This window comes from Azorhizophilus paspali, assembly GCF_043587585.2.
Taxonomy (GTDB): domain Bacteria; phylum Pseudomonadota; class Gammaproteobacteria; order Pseudomonadales; family Pseudomonadaceae; genus Azotobacter; species Azotobacter paspali.
Window position 1 is genome coordinate 2060621 of record NZ_CP171449.1, and the last position, 18932, is coordinate 2079552.

Here is an 18932-nt window from a genome sequence, read left to right on the forward strand (position 1 = left end):
TTCGTCAGAAGTTCAGGGTTTCCTCCGACAGTTCGTGGCGACGGGGTAGGCCCTCCATGTCACCGATGCATTGCACAGCGCGGCTGCCGAAGGCGTTGCCGCGCTTGAGGGCCTGCGCAAGGCTGCGCCCTTCGAGCAGGGCGCTGATCACGCCGACGGCGAAAGCGTCGCCGGCGCCGACGGTGTCCACCACCTGGGCGACCGGCACACCATCGATGTGCCCTTCGCTGTCGGCGGTGCGGTAGTAGGCTCCTTCGGGACCGAGCTTGATCACCACCGCCTCGGCGCCGCGTTCCAGATAGAAGGCGGCGATGTCGGCGGGGCTCTGGTAGCCGGTCAGCAGGCGGCCTTCCTCGATGCCCGGCAGCACCCAGTGGGCGATGGCGGCCAACTCGTTGATCTCGGCGATCATCCGGGCCTGGCTCGGCCACAGCGAGGGTCGCAGGTTGGGGTCGAAGGACAGGCTGCGTCCAGCACTGCGCATGCACTCCATCAGTTCGCGGGACAGCATGCGGCAGCTTTCCGAGAGCGCCGGCGGAATGCCGGTAGCGTGCAGGTGGCGGGCCTTGAGCAGATCGGGCACCAGGTCGGCGATCGACAGGTGGCTGGCCGCCGAGCCGCGCCGGAAATACTCGACCTTCGGGTCCCTGCCGTCGGTTTCCCGGGACTTGAGTTGGAAGCCGGTGGGATGCGCCGGGTCGATCCGTACATGACGGCAGTCGAGGCCTTCGCGGATCAGGCTGTCGAGCACGAAGCGGCCTAGCGAGTCGTCGCCGACCCTACTCAGCCAGTTGACTTTGAAGCCCAGCCGCGACAGGCCGATGGCCACGTTGCTGTCGGCGCCGGCGATGCGCTTGCCGAAGCGTTCCACCCGGGCTAGATCGCCGCTGTCCTCGGCCACGAACATGGCCATGGTTTCGCCAAAACAGAGCACGTCGACTTCATGCATGCTGGCGCTCCTCCTGCATCTGGCCGAGGCGGGCGAGGGTTTCGATGTGCTGCCGGGTGACGGCCAGCAGGTCGTCGCCCTGCAAGGGGTATTCGATGGCGCGCGGCACGCCCACCGGGAACTGGCGGAACAGGCGCAGCCATTGCTGCAGGTCGATTTCGTCGGGCGGCAGGGCTACCAGCCGGCCGTCGACGCTGTGCCGGACCGCCTTGCAGTGCACGTAGCGTACGTGACGGCCGAGGCACTGGGCGGCCTCGTCGACCGGCTGTATCTGCCAGAGCCAGTTGCCGATGTCGAAGGTCATGCCGATATCGAGATTCCGCGTTTCGGCCTCGGTGAAGAACGCCAGCAAGGCATTGATGCGGCCACCCTGGGCGGTCTGGTCGTTTTCCACCAGCAACTGCACGGACTGGCCCGCAAGTTGCCGTGCCAGCTCGTTCAGGTCGTAACCGGCGCGGTAATAGCCGAGCGAGACCTTCAGCCAGTGTGCGCCGCAGGCGCTGGCGCGCTCCAGGGTCGGACCCAGGGCGGCGCTGAGCTGGCCTTGCTCGGTCCACAGTTCGAGCGGGGCGGAATACAGGCAGTCGAGCTTCAAGCTGCGGACGGCGGCGGACAAGGCCTTCGGGTCCGGCGGGGCGTCGAACAGTTCCTCGCGCAGTTCGGCGCGGGCGGCGCCGGCCTGGGCCAGCAGCGGCAGGAAACTGGCCTGGCCGCGTTCGCGCACCAGACTGGCACCATAGCTGGAAAGACTCACGGAGACGGGGTGCAGGGGCATTATAGTTATTCCTCTGAAACCGGTTTCATTTTCGACCAAACAACCTGCCGGCAGGCAGCCGGCAGGCTGTCAGCCACGTGGGTGGGTAGAGCCTCGGACGATCAGTTGTGCTTTGAAATCGAAGTGGCGGGCCGGTCCTCTGGCTCCTCCCAGACGATCGAGCAGGCACTCGAAGGCAGTCACGCCTATCTGTTCGGTCGGTTGGGCGAGGGCGGTGATGCCGCTGCCCACTAGGGGATACCAGTCGAGGTCGTCGAGAGCGATCAGACCAATCTCCTCGAACAACCGGTAACCGAATTCGCGCAGTTGCCGGGTGGCGCTCAAGGCAGCAATGCCGTTGGCGGCGAACAGTGCCTTGGGTCCCGCTCCTGAAGCGACGAGAAAATCCCACAGCGATTCGCAGAAGGCCCCGTCGGTCTGCAGTACCCGACCCTGCAGCAAAGGACTCCGGGCGATCCCGGCCTCGAAAGCCGCGACGCGCTCCTGGCGCGAGCTGGTGCCGTCCAGGGGTTCGCTGACCAGCAGCAGGTCGCGGTAGCCGCGCTGCTGCAGATGATCCAGGGCCTGCCGCACCGCGTCGCGATTGTCCAGGCCGACTAGGTCGGCCTGCAACGCCTCGACCTTGCGGTCCACCAGTACCATCGGCAGTTCGCTGTGCAGGGACAGCAACTCGCCGGCGTGGTGGCCGAGGGTATTTACGATCAGTCCTTCGACGTTGTACGAGCGCAGGGCCGCCAGATGCTGGCTTTCCTGTTCGGTGCTGCGGTCCGTGTTGCACACCACCAGGGTGTAGCCGTGCTGGCGGCAAGCGGTTTCCACGCCACGCATCACGGCCACAGAATAGGGATTGAGGATATCGGCGACGATCATGCCGATCAGCCGGGTACGGCCGCGTTTCAGGCCGCGGGCCATCTGGTTGGGGCGATAGTCGAGCCGTTCGATGGCCTGCTCGATGCGCAGGGCGGTAGCCTCGGCGAGCAATTGACGGTCGCTGCCGATATAGCGTGACACCGTAGCCTTGGAGACGCCGGCGGCTTCGGCCACCTCACTGATGGTGACGCGGCTGCGGGTGGGCAGGGACGGACCATTCACGAGCCTGGAACCTCTTGTTCTTGGTATTACTCGTCGGTGTTCATTGCTTGAAACCGGTTTCAGTAAAGCTCAAAAAGTGGACCCCGTCAAGGAGGATGGATCGCCGCCGAAAGTCGAGCGTGGCTGGCTCGTTGCCCTAGATGTGTAGACGTGGCCCATTGTCCGGGCCATGCCGGGAAGGTTATCCGGGCTGCGGGAGTGCTGCCCATCGCCGTGGCCTCGGCTGCAAGGGTAATTTCCATCGTTTCCCGCCTTCCCTGGCTGTCGCGGTCAGTGCGAGGAACGGGTTATCCATATTTTTTCTTGACTCCTGTCAAAAGAACCTGCATTAATAATGTCAGACAACCTGATCATTGAATTCCATGCTAGAACTCGAACGCCCCGATACGTTGGTCCAGCGGGTAGTGAACTCCATACGCGAGGAAATCGCCTCTGGACGTCTGCCCGCCGAATCGCGATTACCCACCGAGCATCAATTGGCCGAGCAGTTGAATGTCAGCCGATCGGTGATCCGGGAGGCGATTTCTCAACTCAAGGCGGACGGGGTACTGATCAGTCGCCGAGGATTTGGTTCCTATATTTCCAAGACCCCAACGGGCACGGTATTCCGACTCCCCAGCAAGAACGGCCATACGCTCGATTTGGCGCAGCTTTTCGAAATGCGCCTGTGGATCGAGGCGCAGGCCGCCAGCATCGCGGCCAGCCGACGCAATTCGGCCGATCTGCGGAGAATGGAAAAAGCGCTCGAAGTGATGGCCGCCAACGCTTCGGATTTCGACCTTTTTGCGGTGGCCGACGTGGAGTTTCACCGAGCCGTAGCCGCGGCCTGCGGGAATGAATATTTCCTGGCTTTTCATGATTTCCTGAGCAGCCAGCTCACCGCGGCCAGGCGCACCACCTGGGAGAATTCCGCTGCTTTGCGCGGCAGCTCCATGGATGCTCACAACGAACATCGTGAATTGTTTGCAGCGATCGCCCTGGGTGACCCGGAGACGGCGGCGAAATGTGCCGAGCGGCATTTGCAGGCTTCGGCCGGGCGTTTGGGGATGGTGTTGCCCAATAGCGTTTATCATCGCTCGCAGGATTGATTCGTTCGTATCCGTTTAGTCCGATGAACTGAATTTTTGCGAGAAGTGTTTATTGGTTTTATTTATCTGACAACCTGATTATCGAAGTATCCACGAAGAACGATATAGCGTTTGATCTTGTTCCTATATTTGTCTGACCGTGCATCAGGCCGTGATGCGCGATGGAACCCTGGTGCATGACAACTGACAGGCGCGGCGCTCGGAGATACCGGTTCGCGCCTGCCTCTCCTGCACCGCCTCCCGCCGGGCTTACCCTTTTCCCCGAGCGACTACCTTAAGCGCCTCGATATCGAGGTGAGCTTCGGCGAGCAGCTTCTTCAGCCGGCTGTTTTCCAGTTCGAGATCTTTCAGCCGTTTGGCATTTGGCACGTTCATGCCACCAAACTTGGCCCGCCACGTGTAGCACGAGGCATCACTGAAGCCGTGCGCCGACACAGCTCCTTCACCGGCACAACGGCCTCGGCCTGCTTGAGAAAGTCGAGAATCTGCTCTTCGGTAAAACGCTTTTTCACTGCCGTTTCCTGCTCGGCAGACGGACTCTACTAGGTTCAGCGTGGTACTGGAATCGGGGAGCAGGTCAGATATCGAATACTTATTCCCGGAATAAAAGATTCGATGACCGTCGTCTCTCATATTTAAACGGCATGCCTGCTACGGCAGGCTATCTTGGGAATGCGAACCCTGTCTGCTTTGGTGCTTGTTTCGGCCGGGAAGTCCTTGAGCGTTCCACCGGTATCTCTGTCGGGTCTGGTGGCCGTCCATTCGGCCGCGAGCGCTTCGATCTGGTCGCGTGGCCACAGCATCGTCTTGCCTATGACCGCTGCCGGCCGCGGGAGGCGACCTTTGTACAATAAATAGCGGACAGATGCCTCCTTGCAGTTCAGGAGTTGCGCGACCTCGCGTAGCTGTATGATACGTGACAGGCTGCCATCCGGGTTTATGAGTCTTAGTCGATCTGTTTTCATAAAAGGCTGGTCGAGTCTTCTAATGGTTCGAGCCAATATTTAAGCAACCCTTTCCAGACTTGCCTTGTTTTGCGGTCGTGTTTCATCCGAAAAACTTCGGTTGCTGATTTCGTATGCACTGCGGAGTCGATGGGCTTCGCTTCCGTGCCTTTCATGGTCGATTGACGAATGGCGCGGAATCCGATTTAGGTGCATTCCTGCCTGCCGGCTCGCCTGGTCGGCCTGCAAGGCAGCGTCCCGGCAGCGGTAGCGTTCCGATGCCTGATGCGATTGGCGTCGGCACGCTGAAGGTGGAGGGGCCAGCGGTGTGCCCGAACGAGCGGGGATATTTCCCTAAACGGATCGGCGGGGGATTCGTCTTGATCGGATAGAGCCTTTCCACATGCCCCGACCGAGGTGTCCATCCGTGCTTGCCCATCTGATCAGACAGTCCCGCCACCTGCTGACCGCCGCCATCCTGGCGAGCGTCGCTGCCGGGGTGTGTAGCGTGCTGCTGCTCACCCGGATCAACGCCGCTCTGGTCGCGAGCGACCCGGCGGAGCGCACGGCCCTGGCTTGGGGGTTTGCCGCCATCGCGCTGCTGGCGATGCTCAGCCGCATGCTTTCCTCGGTATTGTTCGAGTGCCTTGGCCAGTATGCGCACGCCGAACTGCGGCGCTTCGTTTCCGCGCGGGTGATGGCCACCGATTTCCGCCGGCTGGAGGAGATCGGCGGGCCGCGGGTGCTGTCGGCTCTGTCCGAGCACTGCGCCAGGGTGGCCGACTTCTTCGTCGGCTTTCCGGCCATTCTGGTCAATGGCATCGTCGTCGTCGGCTGCCTGGTTTACATGGCCTGGCTGTCCTGGTCGGTATTCTTCATAGCCGCCGTGGTCATCGGCCTAGGCTCGCTGGGCTATCACTTGGCGCACCTGTGGGCGATCCGTCATCTGGATGCCGCTTCCCGCGAGCAGGACCGGCTGTTCGGCCATTTCCGGGCGCTGGTGGACGGGGCCAAGGAACTGCGCCTGCACGCCTCCAAGCGGGAACGCTTTGCTAGGGATGTGCTGGGCGCGTCGATCGAGGAGGTGCGCCGCGAGCGTACGCGCGGCTCGTCGATCTTTCTCGCCTTGTCGGCGTGGGGCAATTTCCTGATCTATGCCTTCATCGGCCTGGTGCTGTTCGTGCTGGTGGGGGAGGTGCCCGAACGGGAGCGGATCATGACCGGTTTCGCGCTGGTCTTCGTCTTCATGGTGTCGCCGCTGGAGAACCTGCTGCTCGTCCTGCCGCGGGCCAACCTGGCGAAGGTTTCGGCGCAGCGCATCGACGAGATCACCCAGGAGCTGCAGCCGAGCGGAGACGAGGCGACGACGCGGCTGCCGGCCGCCTTCGCGAGCCTGAGCCTGGAAGGCGCGAGCCATCGTTACTACCACGAGGTGGCCGACGAAATGTTCACCCTGGGGCCGGTCGACCTGGATTTCTCCCCTGGGCAGATCAGTTTCCTAGTGGGCGGCAACGGCAGTGGCAAGACTACCCTGGCCAAGCTGCTGGTGGGCCTTTACCGGCCGGAGGAGGGGGCGATCCGAGTCGACGGCGAGGCGGTGGAGGAGGCGGGCCTCGACGGTTACCGCCAGCTCTTTTCGGCTATCTTCTCGGACTTTCACCTGTTCGACCGCCTGCTGGATGTGCCCTCGGCCGACCTGGATGCCCGGGGCAACGTCCTGCTCGCCAAGCTCCATCTGCAGCACAAGGTGCAGGTACGCGACGGCGCTTTCACCACGCGCGCGCTCTCGCAGGGCCAGCGTAAGCGCCTGGCGCTGGTCGTGGCCTACCTCGAGGACCGTCCCTTCCTGGTCTTCGACGAGTGGGCGGCCGATCAGGATCCGCTGTTCAAGGAGGTGTTCTACTGCGAACTGCTTCCCGAATTGAAGGCCATGGGCAAGGCCGTGCTGGTGATTTCCCATGACGACCGCTACTTCCATCTCGCCGACCGGGTGATCCGCATGGAGAACGGCCAGGTGGTAGCGATCGAGAAGCCGGATCGGCATGCCCTGGCGGAGCCGCGGTCGCTCGAATCCAGCCTTCCGTCATAAAGTGCAGCCGACACGAGACGGCAATGCAGCCGTGCCGCCCATCCTGCGGGGAGCCCGGCTGGCCGCCATCTGCCGGCGATCCGCTTGGGGACGGTGCTATGCCGCTCTCTGCCCTGGGCGTGGCTTCGGCTACGCTGCGTCTGGAAGGTGTCCGCGCGTCCACCGGAGCGGCGCCTGTCCCGATGCGCCCCGGACCCGCGTCCCGGCGGAGGCGGGGGCGACCGTTCTGCGGCGGTCGCTTCAGACATAGGCGAGCAAACGCCCGGCGGCCATCACCGCCAGCCAGATCGACAGTGATGCGGCCGCCTGCAGGATGGGTCAAGGTGAACGCGGCCCGCCTGCTGGGGATGACGCCCAGGCAGGTCGCCTACCGGATTCAAACCCTGAATATTTGCATGCAGAAGATCTGAGCGCTGGCTTCCCGGCTGTTCCGTTCGCGGTTTCCGCAGCGGGATGCGGCCGGGCTCCGTTTACTCACTCCGTGGAGCAGAATCGCACGATGGCATCGCTCACCCGCGAGGGCGACTCGCGCTGCGGGAAATGCCCGATTCCATCGAGCAGCAGGCGTTCGTAGCGAGCGCTGAAAAAGCGCTCGCGCCCGCTGGAACTTTCGGGATCGTTGCAGGTGTCCGCGGTGCCGTGGATCGCCAGGGTTGGGATGGACAGCAGCGGGGCGGGATTCAGGCGCTTCTCGTCTGCGGCGAAGCGCGCGTCTCCCCCGACGAATCCCCAGCGATGGCGATAGGAGTGCAGCACGACGTCCGCCCAGTCGGGCCCATCGAAGGCCTGTGCGGCCTGGTCGAAATCGGCTTCGTTGTACCAGCCTGCGGGCGACCAGGTATCCCACATCCGGCGCGCGAAGGCCCGGCGCTCTTCCCGCACCGTCCTTTCCCCACGCGGCGTGGCCATGAACCAGTGATACCAGTAGTTGCGTGCCTGTTGCAGCGAAATGGACTGGTTCGGATCGTTGGTGCCATAGCCCACCGACAGCATCACCAGGTGCGAGGCGACCCGCTCCCGCAATCCGCAGGCATTCGCGGCGGCCCGCGCACCCCAGTCGTGTCCGACCAGCACGGGGCGGCGCAAGTCAAGCGCGTCGATAAAATCCAGCAGGTCGCGGCCCAGCGCCGCCAGTTGCCCGCTACGCGGCGTCGCTGCATCGCGAAAGCGTGTCGGCGCGAAGCCCCGCAGCGCGGGGGCCAGCACCCGGTAACCGGCATCGGCCAGCGCGGGCGCCACCGCATTCCAGCAGGCCGGGCTGTCCGGCCAGCCGTGCAGCAGCACGGCCGTGCGGATTCCATGCGGGTTCCATTGCCGATAGGCGATTTCGAGCTGTGGGGTAGTGACGAAGGCGTATTCGGTCATCGCGATTCTCCGGACGGACATGGTTCGCCATGATGTTAAGTGGATGGAAAAACGCGATTGATGAATAATCTCCGCCTATTATTGAATTATCTCGTTGAATTGGGCGCCATGGACAAGATTGCGGGTACGAGTTCTCCAACGCTCGATATCGTGCTGCTGCGTACCTTCCTGGAGGTGGTCGACAGTGGTGGCTTCGCCCTGGCGGCGGAGCGTCTGGCGCTCACGCCGTCCACGGTCAGCGGCCATATCAAGCGCCTGGAGCTGGCCGCCGGCGGCACCTTGCTGGCGCGCACCACGCGACGCCTGGAGCTGACCCAGGCCGGAGAAACCTTGTACGCCTATGCCCGCAACATCGTGGATCTGGAGCGCGAGGCGCGGGCCAGGCTGCGCGGCTCGACGATCCAGGGCCGGCTGCGTGTCGGTGCCTCCGAGGATTTCGCGGGCACCTGGCTACCCCAGGTGCTGCAAGGCTTCCGTCGCTGGCATCCGCAGGCGTCGATCGAATTGAAGGTCGGTATCACCGTCGACCTGTTGCGCCAGCAGGAGCGGGGCCATCTAGATGTGGTTTTCGGCAAGCGCTGCAGCCGGACGAACGACGAGGGCGAATTGTTGTGGCGGGAGCCATTGGCCTGGGCCTACGCCTCGGCGTGCGCGGCGGACTTCACCGAAGCGCTGCCGCTAGCCGTGTTCCCGGAGCCCTGCATCTACCGCGAGGCGGCCCTTGCCGCTCTCGGCAGCGTGGGCCGTCCTTGGCGTGTGGTCTTCGAGAGTAGCAGCATGGCCGGCTGCCTGTCCGCGGCGCTGGCCGGTTTCGCGGTGACGGTCGTCGCCCGCAGCCAGTTGCGCGAAGGTTTGCGCGAACTGGGGGAGGAGGAGCGTTTGCCCGTGTTGCCGGCCGCCTGCTTCTACGCTTTTTCGCCGCGGACGAATCCGGCCGCGCGTGCCCTGATCGAAGCGGTGCGGCACATGGGGCAGCGCAGCAGGTTCATGGCGGCGCAGCTCCACCACGGCGGTTGAGCGCTATGCGGCCATCGGGCCGTGAGCGGTTTTCGTCGCGGTCGGAGCCGCTGCCTGTCAGCGCTGTTCGTCCAGGCGGCTGCGCAACCGTTCGGCGCTCATCATCTGCCGGAATAACGGTATACTCGGCTGGAACAGGTCCGCGCCTTGCCATTCGGCAAGGTCCGCCGCTTCGCCGTCGCGCCAGCGGTAGGGGTTGGTCGCGTCGAGGACGGGCTTGCCGCGCAGCAGGGGGCGAGATCGCGGCCAGTGTTCGGCGACATTGATGGCACCGCCGAGATCCATCCAGTCCTAGTTCAGCGAGGAACGCCCGGAAGTGCTGAGCGGATCGCCCATGCAGTGGTAGAGGCGCCGGCGTTTTTCCGCCGGCACCCCTTCCAGCGCGCGCCGCACCCTGGCGACGTTGTCCTGGAAATTGGCCTGGATCGTGGGCACGCTGACGATGCGTTTGTCGCTGGTGTCTTCCCGCGCCGTATCGCGCAGCCTGGGGTCGAGCCAGGTGGCGCCGCCATAGATGGACAGGCTGGGGAGGATCTCGCCGTTGGCGCTCAGCTCCAGGCCACGGTTCACCTGGGTGCCCTGTCTGCGCGTCGCCCGGCTATCTGCATAATCACGTTGCGCCCTGTCATCCCGGTGACCTGCTGCGGCATACGACCGGCCTGTACGACGGTTATCCGAGTCGCTATCAGTTCGTTTTCTGTCGTGGCAACGAGCGGCTGGAAATCAATCTTCCCGACCAGGTGCGTTCCAGCTCCGTCCATCTGCTGCGCGATTTCGCCTTGGGTGGGGTGGGGGTCGTGTGCCTGCCGAGCCTGGTCGCCGGCAAGGAGCTGCTGGCGGGGCGCCGATATGCGGTGGGTACTTTCTCGTTCCGCGCGGTCTATCCCACTACCCAGCGCGGTTCCCTCAAGGTCTGCAAGCTGATCGAATTCCTTGCCGAACGCCTAGCGCAGATGCCGCACTGAGAGAAGGATGATTCCTTCGCGCCGCTTGGAGAAGCCCTGCCCGCTGGTGGCATGGACACTGCATGGCGATCGGCTTGACGCTCCGGCGCAGGGCAAGCGACTGGCCAGCGTCCCGCTGTCGACTCAGCTGCACGAGATCGTGGCCGACCCGGCGGGCCGCTACGTGGAGGAGCTAGGGAGCGGCGTCGGGCTGCCGAGCGTGCGTTTCGCGTCTGTGCTGGGCACGGCCCAAGCCGGCGCCTATCAAGCCCCAACCGAGCGCGATGAACATGCCGGTGAACATCGCCAGGGCGGGATGCTCGGCTACCAAGTCGAGGCCGCGCTTGATCCAGCCGCTGAGCGCATCACCGCCCCGGTACACTACGGTGTCGATGAAGTTCTTCGCCTTGTATTTCTGCTCGACCGGCACGACGGTGTAGAGCATTTCCCGGCCTGGACGCACCAGGGCGTATTCGCCCGCCCGCCGCGCCACCATCACGATCACGAACACCGCGAACTCCGGAGCGAGGGCCAGCCATAGGAAGCCGGCGGCCACCGCCAGCGGCACGGCCACGAGCAGAACGCCGACGCCCAGCTTCTGCGCGATGCGGCCGGTGAAAAACACCTGGGTCAGGATAGCCAGGGCCTGCACGACGCTGTCGATCAGGCCGAACACCTGGGTCTGGCGGGCGCGGTCCGGAAAATGCTCGGCCATCATCCGCGCCTGTTCGAAGTACAGGAAGGTGCTCACGGTTGCCAGCAGCAGCACGAATACCGCGATGCCGATCAGGTAGGGGGAAGCGAACACCGCCGTGGCGCCCGCGAACGGGTTGCCGCCCAGTGGCCGGCCGCGTGGCTCGTGGCCGGAGAGACTGTCCGCGGGCGGCGGGTTGCGGTCGCGCCAGCGATGCAGCCAGACCGCTGCCTGCGCGCTGGCGGCCAGCATGATCGCGGCCAGGATCAGCAGGCCGGCATGCCCGATCGGTTCGACCAATACGGTGCCGAGGATCGGCCCGACCAGGCCGCCGATGCTGGCTCCGCCGGCGATCAGCGCGAACAGGCGCTTCGCCTCGCCGCTGGCGAATACGTCGGCCAGTACGCTCCAGGCCAGCGAGATCGTCAGCAGGTTGAACACCGACAGCCAGATGTAGAACACACGTCCGGCCCATACGCTGTTCGGCCAGGTCAGCAGGGCGATCGCGAAGCCGAGCAGGTTGAGTACGAAGAAGCCGTAGACCCACGGCAGAATGCGGCGGCGCGATACCTTCGAGGCCAGCCAGCCGAACAGCGGCAGCGCCACCAGCGTGGCGACGAAGGTGCCGGTGAACAGCCATTGCAGGTTGTCCACGCCGCCGGCCACGCCCATGGTTTCGCGCACCGGGCGCAGCATGAAATAGCCCGCGAACAGCAGGAAGAACATCAGCAGGCCGGCCAGTACGGCCGGCGCTTCGTTCGGTTCTAGATTGAACAGGCCGGCCAGTCGGGGAGAGGCTGCGTTCATTTCGGCTTCAGGCTAGCAGTTCGACCAGGGATTGCCGCTGCGCTTCCGTCAGAGCCGGACCGCTGCCCGCCTTGAGGTTGTCGCTCTGCCGATCCGCCGGGATGACCGCGGTGACCGCCGGATGGCTCAACGCAAACCTGAGAAAGGCCTGCGCCCACGAGTCGATGCCGGCTTCCACCGCCCAGCTCGGCAGGGCCTTGTCCATGACCCTGGAGAACAGCCGCCCGTCGTCGAAAGCGCGGTTGACCAGAACCGCCACGCCCAGCTCCCGGGCCAGCGGAAACACCTTGACTTCGTCGCTGCGCGAAATCACCGAATAGTTGACCTGCAGGAAGTCCGGACGCACCGCACGGACCACTTCGGCCAGCTCGTCGTGGCCGCTGTCCGGCCAGTGGGTGAGGCCCGTGTAGCGGGTCTTGCCCTGTGCCTTTAATTCGCCGATCAGCGCGATCTGTGTCTTCCAGTCCTGCAGGCTGTGCACTTGCAGGAACTCGACCTTGTCGGTCTTCAGCAATTCCAGCGAGCGGCGGAACTGGGCCAGCCCGGCTTCGCGGCCCACGGTACCGATCTTGGTGGCCAGAAAAGCCTTTTGCCGCGGGTTCATTTCGGCCAGCAGCTCGCCGATGACCGCCTCGGCGCGGCCGTAACCGGGCGCGGTATCGATCAGGCTGGCGCCCGCCGCGAAGAAGCGCCTGAGCACTTCGCGCAACGGATCGAGCTCGGCGGGGCTCGTGCCGACATCGAAACTGCCGGGGCTGCCCATGCCGATCACTGGCAGAAGCTCGCCGGTCGAGGGGATGGGGCGGGATTGCAGGACAGTGATGGCATCGGCGGCGCGAGCGAGGCGGATCGGCTGGGCCAGGGCCAGGCTTACAGTGGAGAGGGCGAGAGCAAAGAGGAGACGACGACGGGACGGCATTGGCGCACTTCCTTTGTGTGGTTGCTGTGACCCGTCTAGTCTAGATCGATTATCATTAATTCATAATTGATGATGATTGATCGGATAATTGATGGATTATTGCTTCCGGTGGGAAGAGTCCGATTCGGCTAGCGTTTCCATGCAATACCCGATCAGCAGGCTTTCATCTCCCTCTCCCCGGTCTTTCAGGACAATTGCATGAAATGCCTGCCCATACCGGACTGGTAAAGACATATAACCTTTACCAATCCGATATTAGATGAGCACTTCATGCGATTGCCCCGCCTGGCCCCTCTCGCGGCCATGGGAGAGGGGGAGAAATCCGTGCATGCCGTTCGCTACGAGAGGTGAGCGGGAATCGTGCTGGAAATGCTCTGATTTTCGGCGTAGCGATTTCCGCGCCCACGAACTGCCGGCGTCGGCAATGAGCAGCAGTCGATGAATGAAAAAACCGCTGGCCTCGCGGCCGGCGGTTTTTCGTTTTGCCGATTGCCCGGAGGCCGGTCATCAGGCCGGAGCTGAACTGCGGATCAGGTGGTCGAAGGCGCCCAGCGAAGCCTTGGCACCTTCGCCCACGGCGATGACGATCTGCTTGTAGGGCACTGTGGTGGCATCGCCGGCGGCGAATACGCCGGGAACCGTGGTGGCGCCGTGGGCATCGGTGATGATCTCGCCGCGCTCGGTGAGTTCGACGGAGCCCTTCAGCCACTCGCTGTTCGGCAGCAGGCCGATCTGCACGAACACGCCTTCCAGTTCGATACGGTGCGCTTCACCGCCGAGGCGGTCCTTGTAGACCAGGCCGTTGACCTTCTGGCCGTCGCCGAGCACTTCGGCGATCTGCGCGTTGAGCAGCACGGTGATGTTCGGCAAGCTGTGCAGCTTGCGTTGCAGCACCGCGTCGGCGCGCAGCGCCTCGCCATGGGTCAGCAGGGTGACATGGGCGACGATGCCGGCCAAGTCGATGGCCGCCTCGACACCGGAGTTGCCACCGCCGATCACCGCCACGCGCTTGCCCTTGAACAGCGGGCCGTCGCAGTGCGGGCAGTAGGCTACGCCCTTGGCACGGTATTCCTGCTCGCCGGGCACACCGAGGGCGCGGTAGCGGGCGCCGGTGGCTAGGATCACGGTCCTGGCCTTGAGCGAGGCGCCGGACTCAAAGCGCACCTCGTGCAGGCCGCCCTTGGCGGCGGCCGGCACCAGCTTGACCGCGCGCTGCAGGTTCATGATGTCGACCTCGTACTGACGGACGTGCTCTTCCAGGGCGCGGGCGAGCTTCGGGCCTTCGGTCTCCGGCACGGAGATGAAGTTTTCGATGGCCATCGTATCTAGCACTTGGCCACCGAAGCGCTCGGCCGCCACGCCGGTGCGAATGCCCTTGCGCGCCGCGTAGATGGCCGCCGAGGCGCCAGCCGGGCCGCCGCCGATGACCAGCACGTCGAAGGCTTCCTTGGCGTTGAGCTTCTCCGCTTCGCGGGCGCTGGCGCCGGTATCGAGCTTGGCGATGATCTGTTCCAGCTCCATGCGGCCCTGGCCGAACAGTTCGCCGTTCAGGTAGATGGTCGGCACGGCCATGATCTGGCGTTTCTCGACTTCGTCTTGGAACAGCGCGCCGTCGATGGCGACATGGCTGACCCTGGGGTTGAGCACCGCCATCAGGTTCAGCGCCTGGACGATGTCCGGGCAGTTCTGGCAGGACAGCGAGAAGTAGGTTTCGAAGCGGTATTCGCCTTCCAGCGCCTTGACCTGGGCGATGGTTTCCTCGCTGGCCTTGGGTGGGTAGCCGCCGACCTGCAGCAGGGCCAGCACCAGGGAGGTGAACTCATGGCCCATGGGGATGCCGGCGAAGCGCAGGGAAATGTCCGCGCCCGGGCGTTCCAGGGCGAAGGATGGGACGCGCGCGTCCTTGCCGTCGGTACGCAGGGTGATCTTGTCGCTCAGCGCCTGGATGTCCTGCAGCAGACCGAGCATTTCCTGGGATTTGGCACTCTCGTCGAGGCTGGCAACGATCTCGAAGGGCAGGGTGACACGTTCCAGGTAAGCCTGCAGTTGAGTCTTAAGGCTCTCGTCCAACATGGATTTCGACTCCTCGATGGGGTGAATAAGGTGGGTGAAGAACTTCGATGGATGCAACCTTACGATGCGCAGGGCGTTTTGACTAATCGATTGGACTTGTCAGGGCGATTTCATTTTTCTATCCATGGTGGCGCGGCCAGACTCCGTTTGGGTCTGGAGACGGTGCGTCGGTCCCGTCGGCGCGCGTCTTTTCGCCATCCGGAACTGGCCCGGCGTCCGGCATGCAGGAAGCCGGCGACCAGATCCAGGACAGCCTGTTCCCGTTCGCGGTGCGGGGCATGGCGGGTATCGGCCAGCACCTCGGCGCGCGAGGGGCCGCTGGCCCATTGCGCGATGAGTTCGGGGTACCGGGGCGAGCCGTATTTATCGTCGAGGCCGTGAATGGCCAGCAGCGGGCATTCGACTCCGGGCAGGACGGACGCCAGGGACTAGGCGAGGAAGCCCGGCGAAAGCCAGGCGTGAGCACCCAGCGAGCTTTGTCACCGTGGTATTTGTCGAGCCGGGCGAGCTGTTCCTCCTGGCCGAACAGTGCTTTGGCTTGCAGGAGACCGGCGATGGTCCGCTCCTCGACGAAGGCCTAGGCGGATTCGGTGATCAGGGCCTCGCAGGCGTCGGCGAAGCGGCTCGCGCAGTTGACGGCTATGCCGCCGCCGACACTGTGGCCGAAGGCGACGAAGCGCCCGATGCCGAGCCCTTCGCGAACCTCCGGGAAGTGGCGTTCGGCCTCTTCGGCGATGAAGTCCGCCGTCGGCCGGTCACTGCGCGGCGCCGATCCGCCGAAGCCGAGCCGGTCGTAGGCGATGCCCCTTCTGCCGGTGCTGGCGCTTAGGCGCGCCGGAAAGCCGCGCCACAGCTCCACGTGGCATATTGCGCTTCCTGTATCGACATGAGAGGGCGGTTCCTTGGCGAGTGAAGTGGCGAGCCCGCTGGCAGGCGTGTGATCGCCAAGGCGTCCGGGACCATCCAATACGAATTGCAGGATGTTTCGCAAGCCGGCGCGGGGATCACCTGGCTGCCGAAGCGAAGTGCGTCGCCGAGAGTGTCGCCAGCACCTTGGCGAAGGCACGGGCGCTGCGCTCCTCGTCCGCGTGGCGGCCTTCGCGCACCACCCAGCGACCGGCGACCATCAGGTCGCGCACTTGGCGGTCGCTGCCGGCGAACAGCCAGCGGTTGAGCAACTGATCGCCCTCGCTGTTCGCCAGATAGGGATCGTCGCCGTCCAGTACCAGCAGATCGGCGCGCCGGCCGACTTCAAGTGCGCCTATCGGCTGTCCGAGAGCCTGGGCGCCACCGCTCAGGGCCGCTTGGTAGAGCACGGCGCCGACCGCCGGCCGCTCCAGCCGGGCAAGGCGATTGCGCCGACGATCGCGCAGGCGCTGGCCGTATTCCAGCCAGCGCAGCTCTTCGAGCGGGTTGACCGACACCTGGCTGTCCGAGCCGATGCCGAAGCGCCCGCCATGGGCTAGGTAGTCGGCGGCCGGAAACAGGCCGTCGCCGAGATTGGCCTCGGTCGTGGGGCACAGGCCGGCGACCGCGCCGCTCGCGGCTAGGCGGGCGAGTTCTTCCGGCTGTGCCTGGGTGGCATGCACCAGGCACCAGCGCCGGTCCACGGGGCAATACTCGAACAGCCATTGCAGGGGGCGGCGGCCGCTCCAGGTCAGGCAGTCGTCGACTTCCTTCTGCTGTTCGGCGATGTGCAGGTGGATGGGGCCGTCGATGGGCGAGTCTTCCAGCACTTGGGCGATCTGTTCGGGGGTGACGGCACGCAGGGAGTGGAAACCCTGCGCTAGGTGCTGTCCGTTTCGCCTGAGCACCGGGCGCAGGCGTGCCAGGAGGCCGAGATAGCCGTCCACATCGAGGACGAAACGCCGCTGCGCGGCCCCCGGCGGTTGGCCGCCGAAGTTGGCATGGCTGTAGAGCACCGGCACTAGGGTCAAGCCGATACCGGCCTCGCCGGCGGCGCGAGCGAGTCGCAGCGACAGCTCGGCGCGCTCGGCGTAGGGGTGGCCATGGAGGTCATGGTGCAGATAGTGGAACTCGGCGACGCTGCTGTAGCCGGCCTTGAGCAACTCGATGTAAAGCTGGCGGGCGATGGTTTCCAGTTGTTCCGGAAGGAGCCGGGCGACCAGTCGGTACATCTGTTCGCGCCAAGACCAGAAGCTGTCCGCGGAATCGCCGGCCACCTCGGCGAGCCCGGCCATGGCGCGCTGGAAAGCGTGCGAATGCAGGTTCGGCATGCCGGGCAGGAGCGGTCCGTGCAGGCGCTCGGCTCCCGCGGAGCCGGCATCGGACTCGATCCGTTCGATCCGTCCGGCGGTATCGATCTGCAGGCGCACATTGCGTGCCCAGCCCCCCGCCAGCAGGGCCCGTTCGGCGAACAGGACGGTGGTCATGAGAGAACTCCGTGCTCAGAGATGGAGGCGGGTGCAGGACACCCAGCGCTCGAAGGCGCCGCCCTCGACCCAGGCTCGCGCGGTGGCGATGTCCGGGGCGAAATAGCGGTCCTCTTCGTAGTGCGCCACCTGGTTGCGGATCAACGCCATGACCTCGTTCAGTTGCGGCGAACTGGATAGCGGTGCGTGGAAGTCTATGCCCTGGGCGGCAGCCAATAGCTCGATGCCCACCACGCTCGCGGCGTTGCCGGCCATGTCCTGCAGGCGGCGAGCGGCGAAGGTGGCCATGGACACGTGATCCTCCTGGCCGGCCGAAGTCGGCAGGCTGTCCACCGAGGCCGGATGGGCCAAGCTCTTGTTCTCCGAGGCCAGAGAGGCCGCGGTGACCTGGGCGATCATGAAGCCGGAATTCAATCCGCCTTCTTTGACTAGGAAGGCCGGCAGGCCGGACAGCGCCGGGTCGATCAGCAGGGCAATGCGCCGCTCGGAAAGGGCTCCGATCTCGGCGATAGCCAGGGCTAGCACGTCGGCGGCCATGGCCACCGGTTCGGCGTGGAAGTTGCCGCCGGACAGCACCTCGGCATCGTCGGCGAACACCAGCGGGTTGTCCGACACCGCATTGGCCTCGCGCAAAAACACCCCAGCGGCGAAGCGCAGGTGATCCAGGCAGGCGCCCATCACCTGCGGCTGGCAGCGCAGCGAGTAGGGGTCCTGAACCCGTGTGCAGTGGGCATGGGAGCGGTTGATGGCACTGTCGTGGAGTAGTTCGCGGTAGAACGTGGCCACCACGATCTGTCCCGGCTGGCCGCGCACTGCCTGGATACGGGTATCGAAGGGCACGAAGGAACCCTTCAACGCCTCGGTGCTCAGGCTGCCGGCGACTACCGCGGCGCCGAACAGCCGTTCCGCGGCGAACAGCCCGCGCAGCGCCAGGGCGGTGGAAACCTGGGTGCCGTTGAGCAGCGCCAGGCCTTCCTTAGGCCCGAGCGTCAGGGGTTCGAGACCGGCGAGGGCCAGTCCTTCGCCAGCCTCCATCAACTGGCCCCGGTAGCGCACCTGGCCGACCCCGAGCAACGTCGCCGCCAGATGGGCCAGCGGCGCCAGGTCGCCGGAGGCGCCCACCGAGCCCTGGGAGGGAATGCACGGATAGACCCGGGCCCGGTAGAGCTGCAGCAACGCCTCGATCAGCGCCCAGCCGACGCCCGAGTGACCGCGCGCCAGGGATGCAATCTTCAATGCCAGGATCAGCCCGACGCTGGCGTCGTCCAGCAGCGCTCCGGTACCGGTGCAGTGGGAGAGCACTAGGTTGCGCTGCAGGGTGGTCAGCGACTCGGCCGGGATCGAGGTGCGCGCCAGCAGGCCGAAGCCGGTGTTGATACCGTACACGGTGCGCTGGCTGGCGAGGATCGCCGCGACGCTGCCGGCGCTGGCTTCGACCCCGGTCCGGCAGGCCGGGTCGAGGTCGATCTCGAGCTGATTCCAGTGGATGGCACGCAGGTCGTCCAAGCTGAGCTGGCCGGGGCGAAGAAGCAGGGCGGAAGGCATGGGGACATCCTGCGAAAAAGCTTTCCTATATAGATAGGCAGAAAGCACCGGCCTTGTCGAAGATACTCCGCATCGGCGGCGTCGGAGTGGGGAAAACCTGTCTCGTCCTATCCTTTATTCCAAAAATCGGAAATTTGCGATCGGGGCACTGACGGTCATGCCTTGACAGGGGGCAGGCGATGGCCCGGCGGAGCAGGGGAAGGCGTTCGTCGCGAGCCAGGGATAGCCGGAGGAGGGC

The 18932-nt window shown here is 64.9% G+C and carries 17 protein-coding genes and 1 pseudogene; 5 read left to right on the plus strand and 13 right to left on the minus strand.

The window, feature by feature from the left end; genetic code table 11:
• Window positions 1-4 precede the first annotated feature (4 nt).
• The 3 genes from ACGI6K_RS10055 to ACGI6K_RS10065 form a co-directional block, all read right to left on the minus strand.
• Window positions 5-949 carry a sugar kinase gene (locus tag ACGI6K_RS10055; RefSeq protein WP_376945524.1) on the minus strand — a complete coding sequence of 315 codons (945 nt, stop codon included), beginning with the start codon at window positions 947-949 and terminating at the stop codon, window positions 5-7.
• On the minus strand, window positions 942-1724 hold the full coding sequence (locus ACGI6K_RS10060; protein ID WP_376945522.1) for a sugar phosphate isomerase/epimerase family protein: 783 nt from the start codon (window positions 1722-1724) through the stop codon (window positions 942-944). The genes ACGI6K_RS10055 and ACGI6K_RS10060 overlap by 8 nt, the downstream gene beginning before the upstream one ends.
• 69 nt (window positions 1725-1793) lie before the next feature.
• Entirely contained in the window at window positions 1794-2816 is a 1023-nt protein-coding gene (locus tag ACGI6K_RS10065) for a LacI family DNA-binding transcriptional regulator (protein ID WP_376945520.1), read from the minus strand.
• Between the two features lie 362 nt (window positions 2817-3178).
• On the opposite strand from ACGI6K_RS10065, the gene ACGI6K_RS10070 reads away from it, so the two are divergent.
• Window positions 3179-3904, plus strand: coding sequence for a FadR/GntR family transcriptional regulator (locus tag ACGI6K_RS10070; protein WP_376945518.1), 726 nt, complete (start codon window positions 3179-3181; stop codon window positions 3902-3904).
• 180 nt (window positions 3905-4084) lie between these two features.
• Here the strand turns inward: ACGI6K_RS10070 and ACGI6K_RS10075 are convergent.
• A pseudogene (locus ACGI6K_RS10075) lies at window positions 4085-4416 on the minus strand (transposase); the annotation flags it as partial.
• 859 nt (window positions 4417-5275) lie between these two features.
• On the opposite strand from ACGI6K_RS10075, the gene ACGI6K_RS10080 reads away from it, so the two are divergent.
• Together ACGI6K_RS10080 and ACGI6K_RS10085 are read left to right on the plus strand one after the other, a co-directional pair.
• On the plus strand, window positions 5276-6937 hold the full coding sequence (locus ACGI6K_RS10080; protein WP_376945516.1) for a cyclic peptide export ABC transporter: 1662 nt from the start codon (window positions 5276-5278) through the stop codon (window positions 6935-6937).
• Window positions 6938-7233: 296 nt separating this feature from the next.
• Window positions 7234-7347 carry a helix-turn-helix domain-containing protein gene (locus ACGI6K_RS10085; protein ID WP_377968554.1) on the plus strand — a complete coding sequence of 38 codons (114 nt, stop codon included), beginning with the start codon at window positions 7234-7236 and terminating at the stop codon, window positions 7345-7347.
• Window positions 7348-7411: 64 nt separating this feature from the next.
• On the opposite strand, the gene ACGI6K_RS10090 is transcribed toward ACGI6K_RS10085, so the two are convergent.
• The gene (locus ACGI6K_RS10090) at window positions 7412-8302 is read right to left on the minus strand and encodes an alpha/beta fold hydrolase (RefSeq protein ID WP_376945512.1); all 891 of its coding nucleotides are present in this window, start codon (window positions 8300-8302) and stop codon (window positions 7412-7414) included.
• A 108-nt stretch (window positions 8303-8410) separates the two neighbouring features.
• Between ACGI6K_RS10090 and ACGI6K_RS10095 the strand changes: the two genes are divergently transcribed.
• The gene (locus ACGI6K_RS10095) at window positions 8411-9319 is read left to right on the plus strand and encodes a LysR family transcriptional regulator (protein WP_376945538.1); all 909 of its coding nucleotides are present in this window, start codon (window positions 8411-8413) and stop codon (window positions 9317-9319) included.
• A 57-nt stretch (window positions 9320-9376) separates the two neighbouring features.
• Here the strand turns inward: ACGI6K_RS10095 and ACGI6K_RS10100 are convergent, their stop codons facing one another.
• Complete coding sequence (locus tag ACGI6K_RS10100) at window positions 9377-9604, minus strand: hypothetical protein (RefSeq protein ID WP_376945511.1); 228 nt, start codon at window positions 9602-9604, stop codon at window positions 9377-9379.
• Window positions 9605-9610: 6 nt separating this feature from the next.
• Window positions 9611-9889 (minus strand): hypothetical protein, encoded by a 279-nt coding sequence (locus ACGI6K_RS10105; protein ID WP_376945509.1) that lies wholly within the window; start codon window positions 9887-9889, stop codon window positions 9611-9613.
• A 71-nt stretch (window positions 9890-9960) separates the two neighbouring features.
• On the opposite strand from ACGI6K_RS10105, the gene ACGI6K_RS10110 reads away from it, so the two are divergent.
• Window positions 9961-10284 carry a hypothetical protein gene (locus tag ACGI6K_RS10110; protein ID WP_377969230.1) on the plus strand — a complete coding sequence of 108 codons (324 nt, stop codon included), beginning with the start codon at window positions 9961-9963 and terminating at the stop codon, window positions 10282-10284.
• A 172-nt stretch (window positions 10285-10456) separates the two neighbouring features.
• Here ACGI6K_RS10110 and ACGI6K_RS10115 read toward each other — a convergent pair whose 3' ends face one another.
• The 6 genes from ACGI6K_RS10115 to hutH all read right to left on the minus strand — a co-directional run bounded on the left by ACGI6K_RS10115 (window position 10457) and on the right by hutH (window position 18694).
• Window positions 10457-11764 carry an NTP/NDP exchange transporter gene (locus tag ACGI6K_RS10115; RefSeq protein ID WP_376945507.1) on the minus strand — a complete coding sequence of 436 codons (1308 nt, stop codon included), beginning with the start codon at window positions 11762-11764 and terminating at the stop codon, window positions 10457-10459.
• Between the two features lie 7 nt (window positions 11765-11771).
• Complete coding sequence (locus ACGI6K_RS10120; protein WP_376945505.1) at window positions 11772-12683, minus strand: aldo/keto reductase; 912 nt, start codon at window positions 12681-12683, stop codon at window positions 11772-11774.
• 507 nt (window positions 12684-13190) lie between these two features.
• Window positions 13191-14756: an alkyl hydroperoxide reductase subunit F gene (ahpF, locus tag ACGI6K_RS10125; RefSeq protein ID WP_376945503.1), complete on the minus strand. Its 1566-nt coding sequence runs from the start codon at window positions 14754-14756 to the stop codon at window positions 13191-13193.
• 577 nt (window positions 14757-15333) lie between these two features.
• The gene (locus ACGI6K_RS10130) at window positions 15334-15615 is read right to left on the minus strand and encodes an alpha/beta fold hydrolase (RefSeq protein WP_376945501.1); all 282 of its coding nucleotides are present in this window, start codon (window positions 15613-15615) and stop codon (window positions 15334-15336) included.
• Between the two features lie 145 nt (window positions 15616-15760).
• Window positions 15761-17149: a formimidoylglutamate deiminase gene (locus tag ACGI6K_RS10135; RefSeq protein WP_376945499.1), complete on the minus strand. Its 1389-nt coding sequence runs from the start codon at window positions 17147-17149 to the stop codon at window positions 15761-15763.
• Window positions 17150-17164: 15 nt separating this feature from the next.
• Window positions 17165-18694, minus strand: coding sequence for a histidine ammonia-lyase (gene hutH / locus ACGI6K_RS10140; protein ID WP_376945497.1), 1530 nt, complete (start codon window positions 18692-18694; stop codon window positions 17165-17167).
• Window positions 18695-18932 lie beyond the last annotated feature (238 nt).